Genomic DNA, 19,088 nt, shown 5'->3' with positions numbered 1-19,088 from the left:
CACCACCGGCCCGCTGCGGCGGGCATGCCATCCCATCGGCGTCATATGGCGGGCGCCGTGAGGAAAGGAAAAGACCAGTGCTCATCTCCCAGCGACCCGCACTGTCCGAAGAGACAGTGTCGGAGACCCGGTCGCGGTTCTCCATCGAGCCGCTCGAGCCGGGCTTCGGATACACCCTCGGCAACTCACTGCGCCGCACCCTGCTGTCGTCGATCCCGGGTGCGGCCGTCACCAGCCTGCGCATCGATGGTGTGCTGCACGAGTTCACCACGATTCCGGGCGTGAAGGAGGACGTCACCGACGTCATCCTGAACATCAAGGAGCTGGTGGTCAGTTCCGAAGAGGACGAGCCGGTGACGATGTACCTGCGCAAGCAGGGCCCCGGGGACGTCACCGCGGCGGACATCGTGCCGCCGGCGGGGGTCACCGTGCACAACCCGGACCTGCACATCGCCACGCTCAACCAGAAGGGCAAGCTGGAGATCGAGCTCGTAGTCGAGCGTGGTCGTGGCTATGTCCCCGCGATGCAGAACAAGCAGTCGGGTGCGGAGATCGGCCGGATCCCGGTCGACTCGATCTACTCGCCGGTGCTGAAGGTGAGCTACAAGGTCGAGGCCACCCGTGTGGAACAGCGCACGGACTTCGACAAGCTGATCCTCGACGTCGAGACGAAGCCGTCGATCACCCCGCGGGACGCGGTGGCCTCGGCCGGCCGGACGCTCGTCGAGCTGTTCGGGCTCGCCCGGGAGCTCAACGTGGACGCCGAGGGTGTCGAGATCGGTCCTTCGCCGGCGGAGGCGGACACGATCGCCGCCTACGCGATGCCGATCGAGGACCTCGACCTGACGGTGCGCTCCTACAACTGCTTGAAGCGGGAAGGCATTCACACCGTCGGCGAGCTGGTCTCGCGCAGCGAGGCCGACCTGCTGGACATCCGCAACTTCGGTGCGAAGTCCATCGACGAGGTCAAGATGAAGCTCGCCGGTCTGAGCCTGTCGTTGAAGGACAGCCCGCCCGGGTTCGACCCGTCGGCCGCTGCTGCGGAGTACCCGGCCGAGGGCTTCTCCGACGAGGGCGAGCAGCTGGGTCCGGTCGGTGGTGTCGGGGCTGAGGCCGCCGACTACATGCCGAGCTACGAGACGTCGTACGAGACGGGCTACGACACCGGTTTCGAAAGCTACGACGACGGCCAGGACTACGCGGAGACTGAGCAGCTGTAGCTGTGCGTGCCCGGTTTCCGGGCCGCAGTGAGAGGAGCAAGCGATGCCCACCCCGACGAAGGGCCCGCGTCTCGGCGCGTCCCCGTCGCACGAGCGGCTGATCCTGGCCAACCTGGCCACCTCGCTGTTCGAGCACGGGAAGATCACCACCACCGAGGCGAAGGCCAAGCGGCTGCGTCCGCTGGCCGAGCGGCTGATCACCAAGGCCAAGAAGGGCGATCTGCACAACCGTCGCCAGGTCATGAAGACCATCCGCGACAAGGACGTGGTGGCCAAGCTCTTCGAGGAGATCGGCCCGTTCTACGCCGACCGCCCCGGTGGTTACACCAGGATCGTCAAGGCCGCGCCGCGTAAGGGCGACAACGCCCAGATGGCGATCATCGCGCTGGTGCAGGAGAAGACCGTGACGTCCGAGGCGGAGGCCGCCCGCGGCACCAAGTTCGCCAAGGACCAGCAGGCCGAGCCCGAGCAGGCCGCGGAGGAGTCCGCCGGCGAGTCCTCCGCGGCGGAGTCCGAGGTCGCGGAATCCGCGGAGACTGCGGAATCCGCGGAGACTGCGGAGTCCGCTGACGAGTCCGCGAGCGAGAAGAAGGATGAGTCCTGACATCGCGCGTGACAACGGTGCGCACGAGCCCGCTGCCCCCACCGGGGGTGGCGGGCTCGTTCGTCTGCGGCTGACCGTCGCCTACGACGGGACGGATTTCGCCGGCTGGGCCCGGCAGCCGGGACTGCGCACGGTGCAGGGGCTGTTGGAGGACGCGCTGGCGAAGCAGCCGCCGGGCCGCGAGGTGCCGCGGTCGGTGGTGGTGGCCGGACGGACCGATTCCGGGGTGCACGCCGCCGAGCAGGTGGTGCATCTCGACGCGGTGCCGCTGAACCAGGCGGAAACCCGGCTGCCGGTGGACGAGCACGGGCTGCCGGATCTGGACCGGATGCGGCGCCGCTGGAACCGCATCCTGCCGGGCGATGTGCGGGTGCTGGGAGCCGAACCCGCACCGACCGGGTTCGACGCCCGGTTCTCGGCGCTGCGGCGGCACTACCGCTACCGCGTGTCGGATGCCCCGTGGGGCGTGGATCCGCTGCGTCGCCGGGACACGTTGGCGTGGCAGCGTCCCTTGGACGTGGACGCGCTGAACGCCGCCTCGACGGGACTGGTGGGGCTGCACGACTTCGCGGCCTACTGCAAGGCGCGGGAGGGCGCGACGACGGTGCGCGAACTGCTCGAGTTCACCTGGCAGCGCGTTGAGCCGCACCTGCTGGTGGCGGAGCTCTCCGCCGACGCGTTCTGCCACTCGATGGTGCGCGGCCTGGTCGGCACGGTGCTGTTCGCCGGGGACGGCCGCCGCGGTGCCGACTGGCCGCAGCTGCTGCTGGAGTCCGGGCAGCGCACCAGTGCCGTCGCCCCGGCCCGCGGGCTCACGCTCCGCGGTGTCGACTACCCGCCTGCGGCGGAGCTCGCCGCGCGTGCGGAGCACACCCGCGCCCGCCGCAGCCTGGACTGAACCGGCTGCGGAAGCCGTCCTGAGCCCGCACCGGAGTCCGCCCCCGACCCGAACGTACGCGACTTTTCTCGAGAAAAGTCCCACACTGCTACGGCCGGTCAGTCGCCGCGGCGGATCGGGCCGAGGATCTCCTGCTCCTTCGTGCTCGTCACCAGGCGGATCGGGGACCACAGCATGTTGCCCAGGGCGATGAGGCCGTCGTCCTGCAGCTGGGTCAGCTGCTGCACCTGTTGCGGGTGCAGGCTCCAGATGCGCTGGGCCAGCTGCGCCTGGTTCAGCGGCAGCCGCTGCAGCATCACCAGGTCCGCCGTGTTCGCGACGGCGCCGCTGCTGATCTGCGGATGCAGGTACGGCAGCACGTACATCGTCGTCTGCCACGGCGCGCGCGGCGGGAACAGCTCCTGCGGAACCGCGCCGCCGTCGTGGATGAGCAGCAGCGGCGTGTCCTCCGAGGCGCCGGGCAGGTCGAACGGCGTGAGGCGCCGGATCTGCATCAGCGGGACGGGTTTGCCGTCGGGAGTCTGGCCCGCGGCGCGTTCCAGCACCTTCCACGCGGCCGGCCGGCCGGTGGCGATGATCACCCACGCGCCGGTGGCGATGGCCCGCAGCGCCAACTGCCGCGCGAAGTACAGCCCGCCGACGGTGACCATCCGCGTGGGATGCGGCCGCAGGATGGAGGCGGCGACCGCCTCGCCCTGCGGCCCGGAACCGATGAGCATGCCGCCCCGGTCACCCGAGGGACTCACGGCCTCCAGGGTTTCCGGTGGCACGAGGAACTCCGGCGCGCTGCCCTGGTTCCCGGGGACGTCGATCGTCCTGCTGCGACTCATACGGCACCTCCCAGGGGCAGTGTCGCCGCGTATCCGGACAGCTGGTTGCCGCGCAGCGGCGTCAGCGTCATCCCGAGCCGGTCGCTGATGGTGCGCAGCCGGTCGTCGGCGGTGTCGAGCTCTTCGGGCGTGCGGGCGCTGACGCGGACGACGCCCCGCAGGGCCACCTCGTCCTGTTCGCCGGAAGGCGCGATGGACAGCGTGATGGATGTGGACAGCGCCCGGATGCCGGTGAGCGCGTTGAGGCTGTGGCTCGTCTGCGCGGGCCAGCCGGTGATGGCGTAGCTGGAGTGGCCCACACCGCCCGCGGTGACCCCGCTCCACCGTTCCTTGAGCCCGACGGACCGCTGCGAACCGAGGACGCTGTGCAGCTCGGCCGAGGAGATCCCCGCCTGCAGCAGCTCGTCCGGGGCGAGCGGGCGCGCGGGCACGCCTTGGCTCTCGAGCGCGTTGCGCACGCGGGAGAGCGCGCCGATGAGCGCGCGGTGCGCACCGACCACGCCGCCGCCGCGTTCGCCCACGGCCTTGGCGCAGCGCTGCGGGTCGAGCCGCAGCGCCACCCACGTGGTGCGGCGCGCGGCGGCCGGCAGCGGCCCGAGCAACTCCAGGTACGAGTCCAGCGCCGGCGAGTTCGACGGCAGCGCGGCGCTGCCCGGGTAGCAGTGCCAGATGACCTGGATCGCGTCGAGCACCACCCCGCGGTCCTCCAGGCACGGCGAGAGCACGCCGAGCGGCAGGTTGGGCGCGTTGTTCACCGAGTTCAGCAGCGACGGCGTCGGCTCGACCATGAGCACCGCGGTCCACTTGCCGTTGTGGAAGGCCATTCCCACGGGGTTTCGGTCGTGGTCCTGGCTGCGCGCGATGACGAGGTCGGGCAGCGCGAGCCGCAGCAGCGCGACGCGGTGGTTCTCGTCCGGGCCGATGATGCCGTCGCCGTCGAGGTCCTCGGCGGATTCCACGTCGTCGACGTTCGGCGGTTCGGCCACTCGGGTGTGATCGCGACCGCGGTAGTCGAGCAGGAGCGCGAACCACTGGGTGAACCAGCGGCCGCGGCGGCGCAGCACCGCCAGGACCAGGGCGAGCGCTGCCACCCCGATCGCCCCCGGCCACAGCACTTGGTCGATCAGCACGAGGACCAGGCCGATGGCGAGGCCGACCTCGATGAGCACGATGTTGGCCGCCGGCATGCCCCCCAAGGTCACGCCGTTCAACCGGCGCCGCCGCGCACGGATGCGCGCACGCGGCGGATTTGCGGTTTCCGGTGCGTTCGGCTGGGCCGGATGTTGTGTCGTCACGGACATCCGTTCGGTCTTCCCCCTCGCTGTTACGCGGCGCACGGCACGCGAGTAGGCGGTTGGATCGTTGGCGCGTGCAGAGAATACTGACGGACTTGGTCGAACCGCACCCATTCGGCATCCCCTGAGGACTATCCTGCGGGACCGTACCTCGGACGGGAGAGCTGTAGGCGAAGAATGGCAACAACACCCACGACGAAGTCGCAAGTTCAGGCGTACCGGTTCGTGTTGCGCCGCATGGAGTCCGCGCTGGTGCGCAAGGACGCGGTGATGCTGCACGATCCGATGGGCTCGCACAAGCGGGCCACGGTGGTCGGCGCGATCGTCGCCTGCGTCGGCATGATCGGGTTCCTCGTGTGGGGCCTGTTCGGCGGGAAGGGCAGCGTGCCCGAACCGGGCAACGTCGTCATCGCCAAGGAGAGCGGCAGCGTTTTCGTCGTCACCTCCGACGAGCGGGCGGACAAGCGGCTGATCCCGATGCTGAACATGACCTCGGCGAAGCTGCTGGTGATGGCCCAGGGCGGTGCGCAGGGCGGCGGTCCGATCGATCCGACGACCGTCAAGGAGGCCGCGCTCTCGGAGATTCCGCGCGGTTCGCTGACGGGCATGGTCAACGCGCCCCAGTACCTGCCGGAAGGCGGGGACCAGGCAGCGCCGACCTGGGCCATCTGCGACGAGGGCCAGGTCCGCGACACCCTCGACGACTCGCAGGTGGAGGGTGCCACCGACGTGCGCACCACCGTCGTCGGCGGGCAGCAGGACCACGGCACGGAACTGCGGCCGGATCAGGCGCTGTACGTGCAGGACCAGTCCTCGGGGGACCGCTACCTCGTGTACCGCGTCGCAGACGGGGTTCCGGGCCAGCCGCACACGCGAACGGTCAAGGCGCTGGTCGACGAGGACGACAGCGCGGTGATGGACATGTACGGCCTCAACGGCACCACGCCGCGCACGATCAGCACGAACATGCTCAACGCGATCACCGAGGTTTCCGAACTGTCGGTGCCGCAGCTGCCGACCGGCGGGATCGACTACATGACCGGGCAGTACGCGGCGGGCGACGTGGTGCGCCGCAGCGTCCCCGGCAACCCGGACGAGTTCTTCCTGCTGCTGCCGAGCGGCAAGCAGGAGATCTCCCAGGGTGCCGCGGCTGCGGTGCACGCGGCGAAGTACAGCAGCGAGGAGCTGCCGAACGCGACCGGTGAGATCACCGAGGCACCGGAAGCGAGCGACGGTGACAAGCTGGGCGCGTTGGACTCCTTCCCCACCCAGGTGCCGTCCCCGGTGAGCTTCCAGGAGTCGGACACCTCGTGCTTGAGCTCGAAGAACGACCGCGGTGACCAGGACGTCACGGTGACGCTGAACAAGGGCCCGATCAGCGACAGCCCGGTCAAGCTGGCGCAGGCCGACGGTTCCGGGCCCAATGTGGACAGGTTCCACCTGCCGACGGGCAAGGCCGCGGTCGTGCGCGGCACGTCGAACGAGGCGGACGCGGATTCCGGCCCGATCTTCCTCATCACCGACCAGGGCGTGCAGTACGGCATCAAGGACGTGGCCACTGCGCGCGGACTGGGCGTGATCGGCAGTGCCGCCGACATCGAGCCCGGCCCGTCCTGGTTGATGCGCAGCCTGCCGCAGGGCGATTTCCTCGATCCGGCGCAGGCGAGCTTCACCTATGACGCGGTCGAACCGGGTGAGGGGGTGAACCGCCCGCCGCAGGAGGACGGCCAGGGGCGGGGCTCGCAGCAGCAGGCGGGCTGAGCGCAGCGTTTCCGCTCGCGGGGTCTCCGGCCGGTTGTGCCGGGGATTCCCGGGCGGCAGCTGCCGCGGCGGGCGCCGCTGCGATGCGGGCCGGCTGACCAGCGGCCCCGGCGACCGGCTCGGGCGGGCCGCTGAAATCCCCGCACACGTCCGAGGGCCGCGGTCCCGTCGTCCCGGGTGGACGGCGGGACCGCTTGCTGTCCGCGGTCGCTTCAGCAGGCCGCGTGCCGCAGCAGGCCTCAGTGCCGCAGCAGGCCTCAGTTCCGGGTGGTGTCGCGCTGCGCGTTCAGCCGCGCGCGGAGGTTGCGGCGCGCGTTGATGAGGAACGCGGTGAACACGATGGCGGCGATGCCCGCTCCCGTGCCGCCGAGCGCGGTCAGCAGCGCGGGCCAGTCGCGCGGGGGCAGCACGTCGGCGTCCAACCGCGCCGGCTGGTTGTTGTTCGTGGCCACGCCGTGCTCGGCGGGCACGACGTCGTTGAGCGCCGCCATCGGGTCGATGACGCCGGCGCCGACGATGTCGTTGCGGCCGTCCGCGCCGCCCGGGTGCAGCGCGGTCTTCTCGATGCGATCCATGATCTGCCCGGGTCCGAGTTCCGGGTGCTCCTGCTTGATCAGCGCGACCAGCCCGGACACGTACGGCGCGGCGAAACTCGTGCCCATGATGGGTTCGGGCTGGCCTTGGCCGCTCTGCAGCTGGTTGGCCAGTCCGGTACCGCCCACGCCCGGGTCGAGCGAGGTGAGGTTCTCACCGGGGGCGGCGACGTCGACCCACGGTCCGGGCACGGTGAACTCGGAGGGCGCGCCCTGCTCGTTCACCGAGCCGACGGTGAGCACGTAGTCGTCGTACCAGGCGGGCAGCACCGCGGTGGTCGGATCGCCCGAGGGGTTCTTCTGGCACTGGTCGGTGGTGTTGCCCGCGGCGGCCACGACGACCGCGCCCTCGTCGTAGGCGTCCTTGACCGCCTGGTGCAGCTGGTTGTTGAAGCTGTACTGCGGCGACGAGGAGTCGGTGGCCTCGGCGATGGCCTGGCAGGAGGACTGCGAGATGTTGATGACGCTGGCGCCTGCTTCGGTGGCGTGCTTGACGGCCTGCGCCATCGTCGCCGTGTTGCCCACCGTCTGGTCGTTGTTCTGGTTGACGAACTTCTGCGAGGACTGCCGGATGGACAGGATGGTGCTGTTCGGGGCCACGCCGACGAATCCGGTCTGCGAGTCGGGCTGCGCGGCGATGATCCCGGCCACGGCGGTGCCGTGGCCGTCGCAGTCGAATCCGGCGCCGCGGCCGTCGGGGACCGCGCTGCCGCCGCCGGTGTCCACGTCCAGCCGCGGGTGCCGGTTCACACCGGTGTCGATGACCGCGATCTTCTGGCCCTGCCCGTTCAGCCCCTGCTCGTGCGCCTGCTCGAAGCCGAGGTAGCGCTGGCTCCAGGGCTTCTCCTCGATGGTCCGTCCACCCGGGTTGCCCTGCAGGCAGCCTTCCTGCGGGTCGAACGGGCCCGGTTGGGGGGCGAGCGGCCCGCCGTCCACCACCGTCGGGACCAGGTCGGGCGGTTCGAAGGAGGACTCGGCGACCGCGGGTGCCGTCGGACCACCGAGCACGAGCACGCCCAAGGCGGTGGACAGCGCGAGGGCCCGCCGAGGACCGCGGGCGCGGAGGAATCGTGCGCGCATCGGCTGCCCCTTTAGAACAGGTTCAGGTTCAGGTCGCGGATCATCATGTACACGTTCATCACGGCCAGAGCCAGCGGCAGCACCGCCGCGATGAGCACGGCTTCCAGCAGGTCGACGGTGCGCCGTTGCACCGGTGAGAACCGGCGCCGGGGGAAGACCACGCCGAAGACGAGCGCGAGGACGCCGAGCAGCAGCATCGGCGGGAAGGCCCACGCCACCGCCGTGGGCCACTGCGCCACCTGCACGAGCAGTCCCGCGGTCACGCCTGCGGCCGCGAGCAGTCCGTTGAGCAGCAGCGCCATCGCCTGGCTGCCGTTGGCGTAGTTGCGTCCGCGCAGCAGCAGCACCGCGGCGACCACGATCGCGTAGATGGTTCCCCAGGCACCGCCGAATCCGGCCGAGATGACCGCGCCGAGGGCGGCGGTGAGGCCGCAACCGATGATGAGCCCGGTCATGTACTGGTGCGCCACACCGGTCTGCCGTTCGATCGCCCGGTAGTCGGGGAAGCTGGTGTCCTCCTTGAGGTCCTCGGCGGTGCCGGGGACCTGCGGCAGCGGCAGGCGCGCCAGTTGGATGGTCAACCGGGGCAGCAGCGAGATCCCGGCCAGGCCGACGGCGGCGGCACCGGCGGCGATCCCGGGGGCCTCCGCCTGGCTGACGAGGGTGGCCACGAGGAACGACACCGTGGCGAAAGTGCCCACCACGGCCGCTGCGATGAACGTGATGATCCCGGTGCCCAGCAGCATCAGCGACACCGAGGCGAAGATGAGCACCAGCGCGCTGGCCAGCAGCAGCCGGGGTTCGGGGGAGTTGCCGGGCACGATGTTGAACCCGGCGACGAACGCCATGGACAGCCCGCCGGATGCGGCGATCACCGTGCCCGTGGTCGTCGCTCCGTAGGCCTTGGTGACGATCGTTCCCAAACCGGTTGCGAGCACCGCCGCGACGGTGGCGGCCAAGGCGGCCACGGTCTGCAGCACCAGCGGCAGGGCGCCGCCGGTTTCGGGGTGCAGCAGCACCACGGGGCCGGCCAGTCCGAGCGCGACGGCCGCGGCGAGGAACGCGAGCGCGCCCGCGATGTGGCCGATCCGCGCGGCCGTTTCCTTCGTCCACGGCCGGTAGCTGCCCGGTTCGGCGTCCGCGAGCGCGTCCACCACGTCGTCGTACAGCGGTGGCGGCGGATTGTCCGAACGCTTGCGCAACTGCAACATGTCGCCGTCGACGATGCCCTGGGATGCCAGCGTCTGACTGGGATCGAGCGGCTGGCTGTCGCCGAGTTTTGCCAGGCACCATCCGCCGTGTCGCGAACCGCCGTCCTGAGTGACCTCGCGGGCCATCTCCAGCACCATCGGCAGCAGGTCCGCCACCGACACGTCCGCGGGCAGCGCCAGGTCGATGCGCGTGCTCGGCGCCACCACCGTCACGCGACTGAACACCGTGGTTCCGGTCGCCACTTGGGCCCCCTACTCCCTTGGTCGCCTTGCTGTCTGCGTGTGCACTCCCGCCCGGTCCGGCGCGGCGACGTGCACTCTGTCCGTTGCGATCCAACCAAGCGCGTCTTTTCTTGCGAAACCGGCCCACCCGGTCGGACAGCGCCCCTAGTATGGGCACACCGATCGCCATCGGGTGACGGGTTTGGTGCAACTCGTGGCAATCGGTTCGCATGCGGTGGATCACGACGGGGTGTGCGCACTGCGAGTCCTGCGACCGTGTGCACGCCGTGAAGTGAGCACGACGGGAACCACGACGGGAACACGGTCGCAGGGCCCTGTTCGGCGGTGCCGCGAGGACAGGACAGAATGCCGCGAGCCAAGCGTGCAGGCTCGTAGAGGACGGAAAGGTTGCCGCGTCGGTGAGTACGCTGCAGTTCAAACGCATGGCCCGCCTGGCGCCGCCGCGTCCGCCGGGTGGCGAGGTGCATCTCGAACCACCGCCGGAGATTCCGCGCGCGGTTCCCGGCAACATCGTGCAGAAGATCCTTCCGGCGGTCATGATCGTCGCGTCGCTGGGCATGATGGTCTTCATGCTCCAGCGGGCCAGGGACAACCCGATGATGATGATGATGCCGATGATGATGCTGGTCAGCACCGTCGGCATGATGGCGGGAGGGGGCTCCGGCGGCGGCCAGAAGAAGTCCGAGATGAACGAGGACCGCAAGGACTACCTGCGCTACCTCGGGCAGATGCGGGACCGCGCGCGCGAGGCCGCCGACGAGCAGCGGCAGGCCCGCGAATGGGTGCACCCGGATCCGCAGACGCTGTGGTCGGTGTCGGGCACGCGCCGCATGTGGGAACGCCGGCCCGCGGACAACGACTTCTGCCAGCTGCGCGTGGGCCGCGGTTCCCAGCGGTTGGAAACCCGCCTCGTGCCGCCGCAGACCGGGCCGGTCGACGAGCTGGAGCCGATCACCACGCTCGCGCTGCGCCGTTTCGTGCGCGCGCACTCGCTGGTGCCGGACCTGCCGATCGGGATGTCGCTGCGCGGGTTCGCCGCGATCGGGCTGCAGGGTGAGCGCGATCTCACGCGGGCCGTCGCCCGCGCGATGCTGGCCCAGTTGGCGACGTTCCACGCGCCGGACGACGTGCTCATCGCCGTGGCCAGCGCCGGACGCGCGCGCGGCGAGTGGGACTGGGTGAAGTGGCTGCCGCACGCCCAGCACCCGACGGACACCGACGGGATCGGCCCGCGCCGCCTGATGTCCGGTTCGCTGGGGTCGATCGAGGAGATGCTGTCCGAGGAGCTGGCCGACCGGCAGCGCTTCCAGCGCAGCGCGGCGGCGCCGGAGGGCGAGCCGCACATCGTCATCGTCATCGACGACGCGGAGATCAGCCGCGAGGAGCACCTCGTGCTCGAGGGCGGTTTGGCGGGCGTGACGATGATCGACCTGTCCGAGTCGCTCGGCCGCGTCACCCAGCGCCGCGGCATGCGCATGGTCGTCGAGCCCGAACGCATCGGTGCGCGCGGCGCCAGTGGCGTGGAGTGGTTCGGGGTGCCGGACACGCTCACCGCGTCCGAGGTCTCCGCGCTGGCGCGCCGCCTGTCGCCGTACCGGCTGGCCAGTGGCGGCGCGGTGACCGAATCGGACAGCGGCGGGTACGAGCCGCTGACGACGCCGCTGAACTACGTCGAGCAGCTCGGCCTGGCCGGCGACGTGGTGACGTTCGACCTCAACGAGGCGTGGCGGCCGCGGTCGGTGCAGGACCTCTACCGCGTGGCGATGGGACCGGGCGAGACCGGCGAGATCGTCCACCTGGACATCAAGGAGACCGCTTCCGGCGGCATGGGCCCGCACGGCCTGTGCATCGGTGCGACCGGTTCCGGAAAGTCCGAGTTCCTGCGCACGATCGTGCTGGGCATGATGGCCACGCACTCCTCGGACATGCTCAACTTCGTCCTGGTCGACTTCAAGGGCGGTGCGACGTTCAACGGTTTCGAGCCGGCGCCGCACGTTTCGGCGAGCATCTCCAACCTGGAGGACAACTCCACGCTGATCGATCGGATGTACGACGCGCTGTCCGGTGAGATGAACCGCCGCCAGGAGGTGCTCAACAAGGCCGGCGCGAAGAACGTCTGGGATTACCGGAAGATGCGCGAGGCCGGCGACGAGTACGCGCAGGAGCCGCTGCCCGCGCTGTTCGTCGTCATCGACGAGTTCTCCGAGTTGCTGGCGCAGCAGCCGGAGTTCGCCGAGCTGTTCGTGATGATCGGCCGGCTGGGGCGTTCGCTGCAGGTGCACCTGCTGCTGGCGTCGCAGCGGCTGGAGGAGGGCAAGTTGCGCGGTCTGGACGCGCACCTGTCCTACCGGATCGGGTTGAAGACCTTCAACGCGGCGGAGTCCCGCGCCGCGATCGGTGTGCCGGACGCGGCCGATCTGCCGGCGACGGGTGGCCACGGTTACCTGAAGCATCCCACCGGGATGGAGCGCTTCCGCGCCGCCTACGTCTCCGGGCACCTGCACCAGACCAGCGGCCGCAAGCCCTCGACGCAGGCCGCGTCGCCGGTGACCGGCGACAAGATGCCGCGCGTGTTCATCCCGGACTACGTCGAGAAGCCGCCGGAACCGGAGCAACCCGAGATCGTCGAGGAGGAGCCGGAGCCGGCGGAACCCGATGCCCTGGCACCGACGGACTTCCAGATCGTCATCGACAAGATCTGGCGCTCCGGTGGGCCGCAGGCGCACCAGGTGTGGTTGCCGCCGCTGGACAACCCGCCCACTTTGGACACCTTGCTGCCGCCGCTGCAGCAGACCGACGACCGCGGGTACACCGCCGCGGGGTACGCGGGCAGCGGGCGCCTGCAGGTGCCGGTGGGGCTCATCGACGTGCCCTACCACCAGCGGCAGGACCTGCTCATGCTGGATCTCAGCGGTGCTTCCGGGCACGGCGCGATCGCCGGCTCGCCGCAGGCGGGCAAGTCCAACGCGATGCGGACGATGATCGCGTCGATGGCGCTGACGCACACCCCGCAGGAGGTGCAGTTCTACTGCATCGACCTGGGCGGCGGTTCGATGGTCGCGCTGCGGGACCTGCCGCACGTCGGCAGTTTCGCGGGGCGCCGGGACCAGGACACGGTGCGCCGCACGATCGCCGAGGTGAAGAGCCTGGTGGCGGAGCGGGAAGCGCGGTTCCAGCAGTTGGGCATCGACTCGATGGCCGACTTCCGCACCCGCAAGCGCCGCGGTGAGATCGAGGAAGACCCCTACGGCGACGTGTTCCTGATGATCGACGGCTGGCGCACGTTCCGCGAGGACTACGAGTCGCTCGAGCAGGACGTCATGAACATCACCGCGCAGGGGCTGACGTTCGGCGTGCACGTGTTCGTCACCGTCAACCGCTGGGGCGAGCTCCGTCCGGCGATGAAGGACCTGCTCGGTACCCGGTTGGAGCTGCGCCTCGGTGACACCTCCGAGTCGGAGATGGGTCGCAAGATCGCCGACAACGTGCCGCAGGAGCGTCCGGGCCGCGGTCTGCACTCCTCGCAGCTGCACTTCCTCACCGCGCTGCCGCGTGTGGACAGCGAGAACATCGGTGACCGCGAAGGTGCGGAGCGGGAGCGCGCCGAGCAGGAGCGGGACGCGCTCCGGCCGACGTGGGAGCTGTACAACGACGACCTGGCCGACGGGGTGTCCGATCTGGTCAACCGGATCCGCAGCTCCTGGCGGGGAGCGCCGGCGCCCCAGGTCAAGCTGTTGCCGGACGAGTTGCCGTACGACCAGCTGCCGCGGCCGGAGCAGCAGCCGAAGCAGCGGCTGGTGCCGATCGGTGTCAACGAGGACGGGCTGCACCCGGTGTACCTGGACTTCGACGCCGATCCGCACTTCTACGCCTTCGGTGAGCGGGAGTCGGGCAAGAGCTCGCTGCTGCGCGGGATCGTGCGCGGGATCACCGAGCGGTACACGCCGCAGGAGGCGTTGATCCTGCTGGTGGACTACCGGCGGACGATGCTCGGTTTCCTCAACACCGGGCACTTGCTGGAGTATTCGGTTTCGGCCGATCAGCTCAAGAACAACGTGGGCGATGTGACCAACGCGCTGAAGAAGCGGTTGCCGGGGCCGGACGTGACCCAGGAGCAGTTGAAGACCCGTTCCTGGTGGAGCGGTCCGGAGCTGTTCGTCGTGGTCGACGACTACGAGCTGGTGGCGCCGCAGGGCAACAACCCGCTGGCGCCGCTGTCCGAGTTCGTGGCGCAGGCCCAGGACGTCGGGCTGCACGTGATCCTGGCGCGCAACTCCGGTGGTGCCAGCCGCGCGCTGTTCGAGCCGGTGGTCGGCAAGATGCGCGAGGTTTCGGCGCCGGGGCTGGCGATGTCGGCGAACAAGGACGACGGCCAGCTGGTCGGCAACATCCGTTCGCAGCCCCTGCCCGCCGGCCGGGGGATGCTGGCCAGCCGCGCCTTGCGCGGGGGTCCGCAGCTGATCCAGACGGCGCACGTACCGCAGGAGTAGTCGCTCCGCGCGTCGGGTGTGCGCAGGGCCTGCCTCGTTCCGCAGGGGTTCGGGGCAGGCCCTTTGCCGTGGGGCACCGCTGCTGCGCGCGAAACGACCGCGGGCGCGGGTGTTCTGCCCCTCCGGTGTGCTGCCGCTTGCTGTCAAGGGTCCAGCCACTGAAACACCCGTTCGGGTGTCGCCTGTTCGGAGAGGGGGAGCGGGGCCTCTAGAGTGCTGCAGGAGGCCGCTGCAGGGGGCCGCCGCAGCGGCCGTTGCAGGGGGCCGCTGCAGGGGGCTCGGCGCGGCGCGTCGGAAGCGACCTCGGGACCTCGGGAGACCGCTCCGGCGACGGCGAAGGAGTTTGCTGCGTGTCGCTGCACGTGTCCATCGACTTCGGAACCTCGAGCACCTGCACCGTGGCTTCTGTCGACGGTGAGGGGCCGCAGGTCGTGATGATCGACGGGCAGCCGCTGGTGCCCTCGGCCGTGTGCGGCGCACCGGAAGGCACCCTGTTCGTCGGCCACGAGGCGGAACGGCAGGCGGCGGTCGACCCGGCGCGCTTCGAACCGCACCCGAAGCGGCGCATCGACGAGGGCGAACTGCTGCTCGGCGACAGCGTCGTCGGCGTGCCCGACGTGGTGCGCGCGGTGCTCGGCCGCGTCGTCGCCGAAGCGCGCCGCACCGCGGGCGGAGTGGCCGTGGACCTGCTCGTGGTGACGCATCCCGCGGACTGGGGCGCGGTGCGCACCGGTGTCCTGCGCCAGGCCGCGAGCGGGCTCGCGCGCGAGGCCGTGCTCGTCCCCGAACCCGTCGCAGCGGCGGTGTTCCACTCCGCCGGGCACGGCATGCCCGACGACGCGGCGCTGGCCGTGCTCGACCTCGGCGGCGGCACCATCGACGCCAGCGTGGTGCACAAGCAGGGCGGGGCCTTCCGCGTGCTGGCCACGCGCGGCGACCCGAACTTCGGCGGCGCGGACATCGACCAGCTGCTGCTCGAGCACATCGGCGGGCTCGTCGGTGGAGCCGATGCTGCGGGCTGGCGCAAGCTCGTGTCCGGCCGCGACATGGCCGACCGGCGGCGTCGCCGAGTGCTGCGCCAGGACGTCCGCGGTGCCAAGGAAACCCTCTCCCGGCACGCTTACACCGACGTGCCGCTGCCGCCGCCGTTCACCGACGCCCACGTCACGCGCGGCGACCTGGAGGGCCTCGTCCACGACCCGCTGTCGGCCGCGGTGCGGCTGCTGACCGACACGCTGCGCGCCGGGGGCGTGCCGCGCGACCGGCTCGCCGGGGTGTTCCTCGTCGGCGGTTCGAGCCGGATTCCGCTGGTGTCGCGGCTGGTGCACGAACGCACCGGCGTCGTTCCGAGCACTTTGGACCAACCGGAGACGGTGGTGGCCCGCGGCGCGCTGCGCGCCGTGCGGCTCGATCCGGCCCGCGGCGCGGGGCTCGTGTCCACCGGTGACTGGGCGGGAAGGCGAGCTCCGCCGCGGCAGCACGCGGCGGGGTCGCAAGCCCCTGCGCCGGGCTCGCAGGTTCCCGCCGCGCAGCAGGAGCAGGCCGCGCAGCAGGAGCAGGCGGTGCAGCGGACGGCGCCCCAGCAGGCCGTTGCGCAGCGGCCCGCACCACGGCAGGCGGCACCAGCACATCAAGCGACGCCGTCGCAGCCGGTCGCGCCGTCGCAGCGAGCGGCACAGCGGAGCAACGCGGCACCCGAACCGCCGCCGGAACGCCTCAGCGATGTGCGCACGATCGTCATCGGCGGCTCGGACCGGACGCGGCCGGTGGCGCCACCCGGACGTGCGCGCGGGCCCGCGCGCACGCGCCGGGGCGCTCGGGTGCTCGCGGTCGGCGCGGTGTGCGCCCTGCTCGTCGCGGTGCTCGTCGGGATGCTGCTCACCAGCGATGCCGAGGACACCGCGCGGTACGGCTACGATTTCCGGCAACCGGACCGGTGGGTGGTGGCCGACGACGTGCCGAACGCGCGGCGGACGGTGCTCGCCCCGGCCGCCCACGAGGACGGGAACGCCCGGCTCGTCGTGGAGGCGGAGCGGCTCGCCTACGACAGCGGCTCCGCGCGCAACCGGGCGGTGCACGACGTGCGCGCGGAGTACGACGAGCGCCGCGCCGCGGGGGAGGAGCTCTCCGGTTTCAGCGCACCGGCCAGTTTCGCCGGTCGGGACGTGGTGTACTTCCGCGAGCGGCGCGGCGGACCGGTCGTCGAGTGGTACCAGCTGCACGAGGGCGGCACGCGGCTGCGCGTGGGCTGCCAGTACACCGGCTCCGGCAAGGGCGCGGTGCAGCAGGCCTGCGAGCAGGTCGTCAGGTCGCTGCACGCGACCTGAGGCGCGGCCCTCCCCCTTCCATTCGCGAACACCCGGTGACCAGGCGCTTTCGCGATCATCGTTTACAAGCGCAATCGCTTTCGCGCAAACGCGGGACAACCGGGAACCGGGCGTGGCAATCTCTGCGTCGCAAGGAACGCGATCACGACTCAGAAGGAGGTCGACCCGCGATGGGTGGCGGATTCGGTACCGATACCGAGGTGATGGAGAAGGCCGTCAGCGAGGTGCAGCAGGTGCGCCAGGCCGTGGACTCGGCCGTGCAGACGCTGAACGGCGAGGTCGAACCGGCGCTGGGGAGCTGGCAGGGCCAGGCCGCGCAGGTCTTCCGCAAGTTGATGGACCAGTTCAACCAGGAAGCCAAGACCATCACGCAGAAGCTGGACGAGATCGGCGAGAACATCCAGGGCTCCAGCCGTGACTACAGCCAGCAGCAGGAGGAGAGCGCCCAGGAGATCTCCAAGATCGAGGGCATGCTCAACGGCTGACGCGCGCGCTGCCGCGCTCCGCACGGCCACTGGGGGCCGGGCGATCACTGGGGTCCGGGCGGCGACTGGGGTCCGGACGAGAACCGGCGAGGATTGAGGGGATTACCGAATGAGTGAGATCAAGGTCGATTTCGCGCAGCTCCAGCAGGCTGCGGACAGCCTGAGCCAGGCTTCGAACAAGATCGACCAGGAGCTGAACGAGCTCGAGTCGGCGCTGAAGCCGCTGATCAGCAGCTGGGAAGGTTCCGCGCAGGAGGCCTATTACTCCGCGCAGCGCGAGTGGGACCAGGCCGCGCAGAACATGAAGGAGATCGCGGCCAAGATGGGGATGGCCGTCAACGCCGCCAACGAGTCGTTCCAGTCCGGTGAGAAGCGCAACGCCGGTCGTTTCGGCGGCTGAGCAGCCCGCACCTCCGGCTGCCGGGGTGGAGCGCACCGCGCCGACGTCCGGCCGGTGCCGCCCCGATCGCTCGCACGGCCCCGGTGCCCGCACGGCACCGGGGCCGTTGCACGTGCGTTCGATCTTGCGGTGCGTTCGTGACCGGCGGAAAACCCCGCGATCTCGGAAAGGCGCCGCAGCGGGGCCAACCCGGGTGCGGACCGCCGAACGCCCCCGGGTACGCTGGTCGAGTCGATGACATGGTGAAGACGGGTCTCGGCAGGCCGATGGCCCCGCCTTGCGGGATGGTCCCGCCCTGCAGGGTGCGGTGCCACCACCGGACCCCGTTTTGACCCTGTTGTCGGCCACCGAGTACCCTCATTTTTTGTTGTGCGGTGCGCGCCGTGTGCAGCCGCGGCTGGGACGGACACGCCGGGAGCGTGCTGTCGGCCCGGCGCCACGTCCGCGGCGTGCCGGTCCTGGAGGGACGCCGCGTCCCGGACGGCCGGTCAGTCCCAGCGGGCCCCGCACTCCAGATTCCGACGCGAACGACGACGAGGTAGACCCGTGCGCACGTACAGCCCGAAGCCCGGCGACGTGACCCGTGCCTGGCATGTGATCGATGCCGAGGACGTCGTCCTCGGCCGGTTGTCAACCGAGGCCGCGAGGCTGCTGCGCGGCAAGCACAAGCCGATCTATGCTCCGCACATGGACACCGGCGACTTCGTCGTCATCGTCAACGCCGAGAAGGTCCGTCTGACCGGCAACAAGCGCCAGCAGGCACTGCAGCACCGGCACACCGGCTACCCCGGTGGTCTGCGCAAGCAGTCCTTCGGCGAGGTGCTGAACTCGCAGCACCCCGAGCGGCTGCTGGAGAAGACGATCAAGGGCATGCTGCCGAAGAACCGGCTCGGCCGGGCCATGGCGCAGAAGCTCAAAGTCTACGCCGGGCCGAACCACCCGCACCAGGCCCAGAACCCGCAGCCGTTCGAGATCAACGCGAAGGGCAAGAAGTGACCGACGAACTTCACGAAGACCAGGTGGGCGTCATCGCCCCTGAGCAGCCCGAGGCTCAGGAAATCGCGCCCGTTCCCACCGGACGCCCGGTGCAGACCGTGGGACGCCGGAAGGAGGCCGTGGCCCGGGTTCGCCTGATCCCCGGTTCCGGCAACTTCACGCTCAACGGCAAGTCGCTGGAGCAGTACTTCCCGAACAAGGTGCACCAGCAGGTCGTGCAGGAGCCGTTCCAGGTGACCGACCGGGTCGGCAGCTTCGACATCAAGGTGACGCTGAACGGCGGCGGTCCGTCCGGGCAGGCCGGTGCGCTGCGGATGGCGATCGCTCGCGCGCTCTCGGCCTACGAGCCGGAAGACCGCCCCACGCTGAAGAAGGCCGGCATGCTCACCCGTGACTCGCGGGAGAAGGAGCGCAAGAAGTACGGCCTCAAGAAGGCGCGGAAGTCGCCGCAGTACAGCAAGCGCTGACGAGTCCCCACGATTCGCGGGAGCCAGCCGCGCTACGGCACGGCTGCTCCCGCTTGTCGTATGTGCGGCCCCTTCTCGCGGGTCGCGGTGTTGACGGACTGGGGGAGCGACTTTCGCCGGGCGGAACGGGATCGATCAGACCACCGGGTGACCCGGCGTCGTGTGCGGTGGGCGCCGTGCGGCCATGC

The 19,088-nt window shown here is 70.6% G+C and carries 14 protein-coding genes; 10 read left to right on the top strand and 4 right to left on the bottom strand.

Features of this window, described 5'->3' with window-relative positions:
* Positions 1–77: 77 nt before the first annotated feature.
* Genes ACVGV2_RS18345 through truA form a run of 3 tightly spaced genes read left to right on the top strand, consistent with a single transcriptional unit; the run spans position 78 to position 2,722 of the window.
* Positions 78–1,220: a DNA-directed RNA polymerase subunit alpha gene (locus ACVGV2_RS18345; RefSeq protein ID WP_459163588.1), complete on the top strand. Its 1,143-nt coding sequence runs from the start codon at positions 78–80 to the stop codon at positions 1,218–1,220.
* Positions 1,221–1,263: 43 nt separating this feature from the next.
* On the top strand, positions 1,264–1,824 hold the full coding sequence (gene rplQ, locus ACVGV2_RS18340) for a 50S ribosomal protein L17 (RefSeq protein ID WP_459163587.1): 561 nt from the start codon (positions 1,264–1,266) through the stop codon (positions 1,822–1,824).
* Positions 1,814–2,722 carry a tRNA pseudouridine(38-40) synthase TruA gene (gene truA / locus ACVGV2_RS18335; protein WP_459163586.1) on the top strand — a complete coding sequence of 303 codons (909 nt, stop codon included), beginning with the start codon at positions 1,814–1,816 and terminating at the stop codon, positions 2,720–2,722. Before rplQ ends, truA begins: the two co-directional genes overlap by 11 nt.
* A gap of 98 nt (positions 2,723–2,820) precedes the next feature.
* Here the strand turns inward: truA and ACVGV2_RS18330 are convergent, their stop codons facing one another.
* Entirely contained in the window at positions 2,821–3,552 is a 732-nt protein-coding gene (locus ACVGV2_RS18330) for a hypothetical protein (RefSeq protein ID WP_459163585.1), read from the bottom strand.
* Positions 3,549–4,739: a type VII secretion protein EccE gene (gene eccE, locus ACVGV2_RS18325; protein ID WP_459163584.1), complete on the bottom strand. Its 1,191-nt coding sequence runs from the start codon at positions 4,737–4,739 to the stop codon at positions 3,549–3,551. Before eccE ends, ACVGV2_RS18330 begins: the two co-directional genes overlap by 4 nt.
* Positions 4,740–5,024: 285 nt before the next feature.
* Between eccE and eccB the strand changes: the two genes are divergently transcribed.
* Positions 5,025–6,608, top strand: a complete 1,584-nt coding sequence (gene eccB, locus ACVGV2_RS18320; RefSeq protein ID WP_459163583.1) for a type VII secretion protein EccB — start codon at positions 5,025–5,027, stop codon at positions 6,606–6,608.
* 257 nt (positions 6,609–6,865) lie between these two features.
* Here eccB and mycP read toward each other — a convergent pair whose 3' ends face one another.
* Together mycP and eccD are read right to left on the bottom strand one after the other, a co-directional pair.
* The gene (gene mycP, locus ACVGV2_RS18315; RefSeq protein ID WP_459163582.1) at positions 6,866–8,281 is read right to left on the bottom strand and encodes a type VII secretion-associated serine protease mycosin; all 1,416 of its coding nucleotides are present in this window, start codon (positions 8,279–8,281) and stop codon (positions 6,866–6,868) included.
* Between the two features lie 11 nt (positions 8,282–8,292).
* Positions 8,293–9,735: a type VII secretion integral membrane protein EccD gene (gene eccD, locus ACVGV2_RS18310; RefSeq protein ID WP_459163581.1), complete on the bottom strand. Its 1,443-nt coding sequence runs from the start codon at positions 9,733–9,735 to the stop codon at positions 8,293–8,295.
* A gap of 398 nt (positions 9,736–10,133) precedes the next feature.
* Here eccD and eccCa point away from each other — a divergent pair, with 398 nt between their 5' ends.
* From eccCa to rpsI, 6 genes are all read left to right on the top strand, one after another.
* Positions 10,134–14,225, top strand: coding sequence for a type VII secretion protein EccCa (gene eccCa, locus ACVGV2_RS18305; RefSeq protein ID WP_459163580.1), 4,092 nt, complete (start codon positions 10,134–10,136; stop codon positions 14,223–14,225).
* 350 nt (positions 14,226–14,575) lie between these two features.
* Positions 14,576–16,552 carry a type VII secretion-associated protein gene (locus tag ACVGV2_RS18300; RefSeq protein ID WP_459163579.1) on the top strand — a complete coding sequence of 659 codons (1,977 nt, stop codon included), beginning with the start codon at positions 14,576–14,578 and terminating at the stop codon, positions 16,550–16,552.
* A gap of 170 nt (positions 16,553–16,722) precedes the next feature.
* Positions 16,723–17,037 carry a WXG100 family type VII secretion target gene (locus ACVGV2_RS18295; protein ID WP_459163578.1) on the top strand — a complete coding sequence of 105 codons (315 nt, stop codon included), beginning with the start codon at positions 16,723–16,725 and terminating at the stop codon, positions 17,035–17,037.
* A gap of 109 nt (positions 17,038–17,146) precedes the next feature.
* Positions 17,147–17,437: a WXG100 family type VII secretion target gene (locus tag ACVGV2_RS18290; protein ID WP_459163577.1), complete on the top strand. Its 291-nt coding sequence runs from the start codon at positions 17,147–17,149 to the stop codon at positions 17,435–17,437.
* A gap of 546 nt (positions 17,438–17,983) precedes the next feature.
* Positions 17,984–18,433: a 50S ribosomal protein L13 gene (gene rplM / locus ACVGV2_RS18285; RefSeq protein WP_459163576.1), complete on the top strand. Its 450-nt coding sequence runs from the start codon at positions 17,984–17,986 to the stop codon at positions 18,431–18,433.
* Positions 18,430–18,900, top strand: coding sequence for a 30S ribosomal protein S9 (gene rpsI, locus ACVGV2_RS18280; protein ID WP_459163575.1), 471 nt, complete (start codon positions 18,430–18,432; stop codon positions 18,898–18,900). The genes rplM and rpsI overlap by 4 nt, the downstream gene beginning before the upstream one ends.
* Positions 18,901–19,088 lie beyond the last annotated feature (188 nt).

The sequence above is a fragment of the Bounagaea algeriensis genome (assembly GCF_054491375.1).
This window is presented reverse-complemented; position numbering and strand designations above follow the sequence as displayed.

Excerpts from the sequence above, each read along its gene's own strand:
- ACVGV2_RS18290 (WP_459163577.1), top strand. The coding sequence starts at position 17,147 with ATGAGTGAGATCAAGGTCGATTTCGCGCAGCTCCAGCAGGCTGCGGAC.
- mycP (WP_459163582.1), bottom strand. The coding sequence starts at position 8,281 with ATGCGCGCACGATTCCTCCGCGCCCGCGGTCCTCGGCGGGCCCTCGCG.
- ACVGV2_RS18295 (WP_459163578.1), top strand. The coding sequence starts at position 16,723 with ATGGGTGGCGGATTCGGTACCGATACCGAGGTGATGGAGAAGGCCGTC.
- eccE (WP_459163584.1), bottom strand. The coding sequence starts at position 4,739 with ATGCCGGCGGCCAACATCGTGCTCATCGAGGTCGGCCTCGCCATCGGC.
- truA (WP_459163586.1), top strand. The coding sequence starts at position 1,814 with ATGAGTCCTGACATCGCGCGTGACAACGGTGCGCACGAGCCCGCTGCC.
- eccB (WP_459163583.1), top strand. The coding sequence starts at position 5,025 with ATGGCAACAACACCCACGACGAAGTCGCAAGTTCAGGCGTACCGGTTC.
- rplQ (WP_459163587.1), top strand. The coding sequence starts at position 1,264 with ATGCCCACCCCGACGAAGGGCCCGCGTCTCGGCGCGTCCCCGTCGCAC.
- ACVGV2_RS18330 (WP_459163585.1), bottom strand. The coding sequence starts at position 3,552 with ATGAGTCGCAGCAGGACGATCGACGTCCCCGGGAACCAGGGCAGCGCG.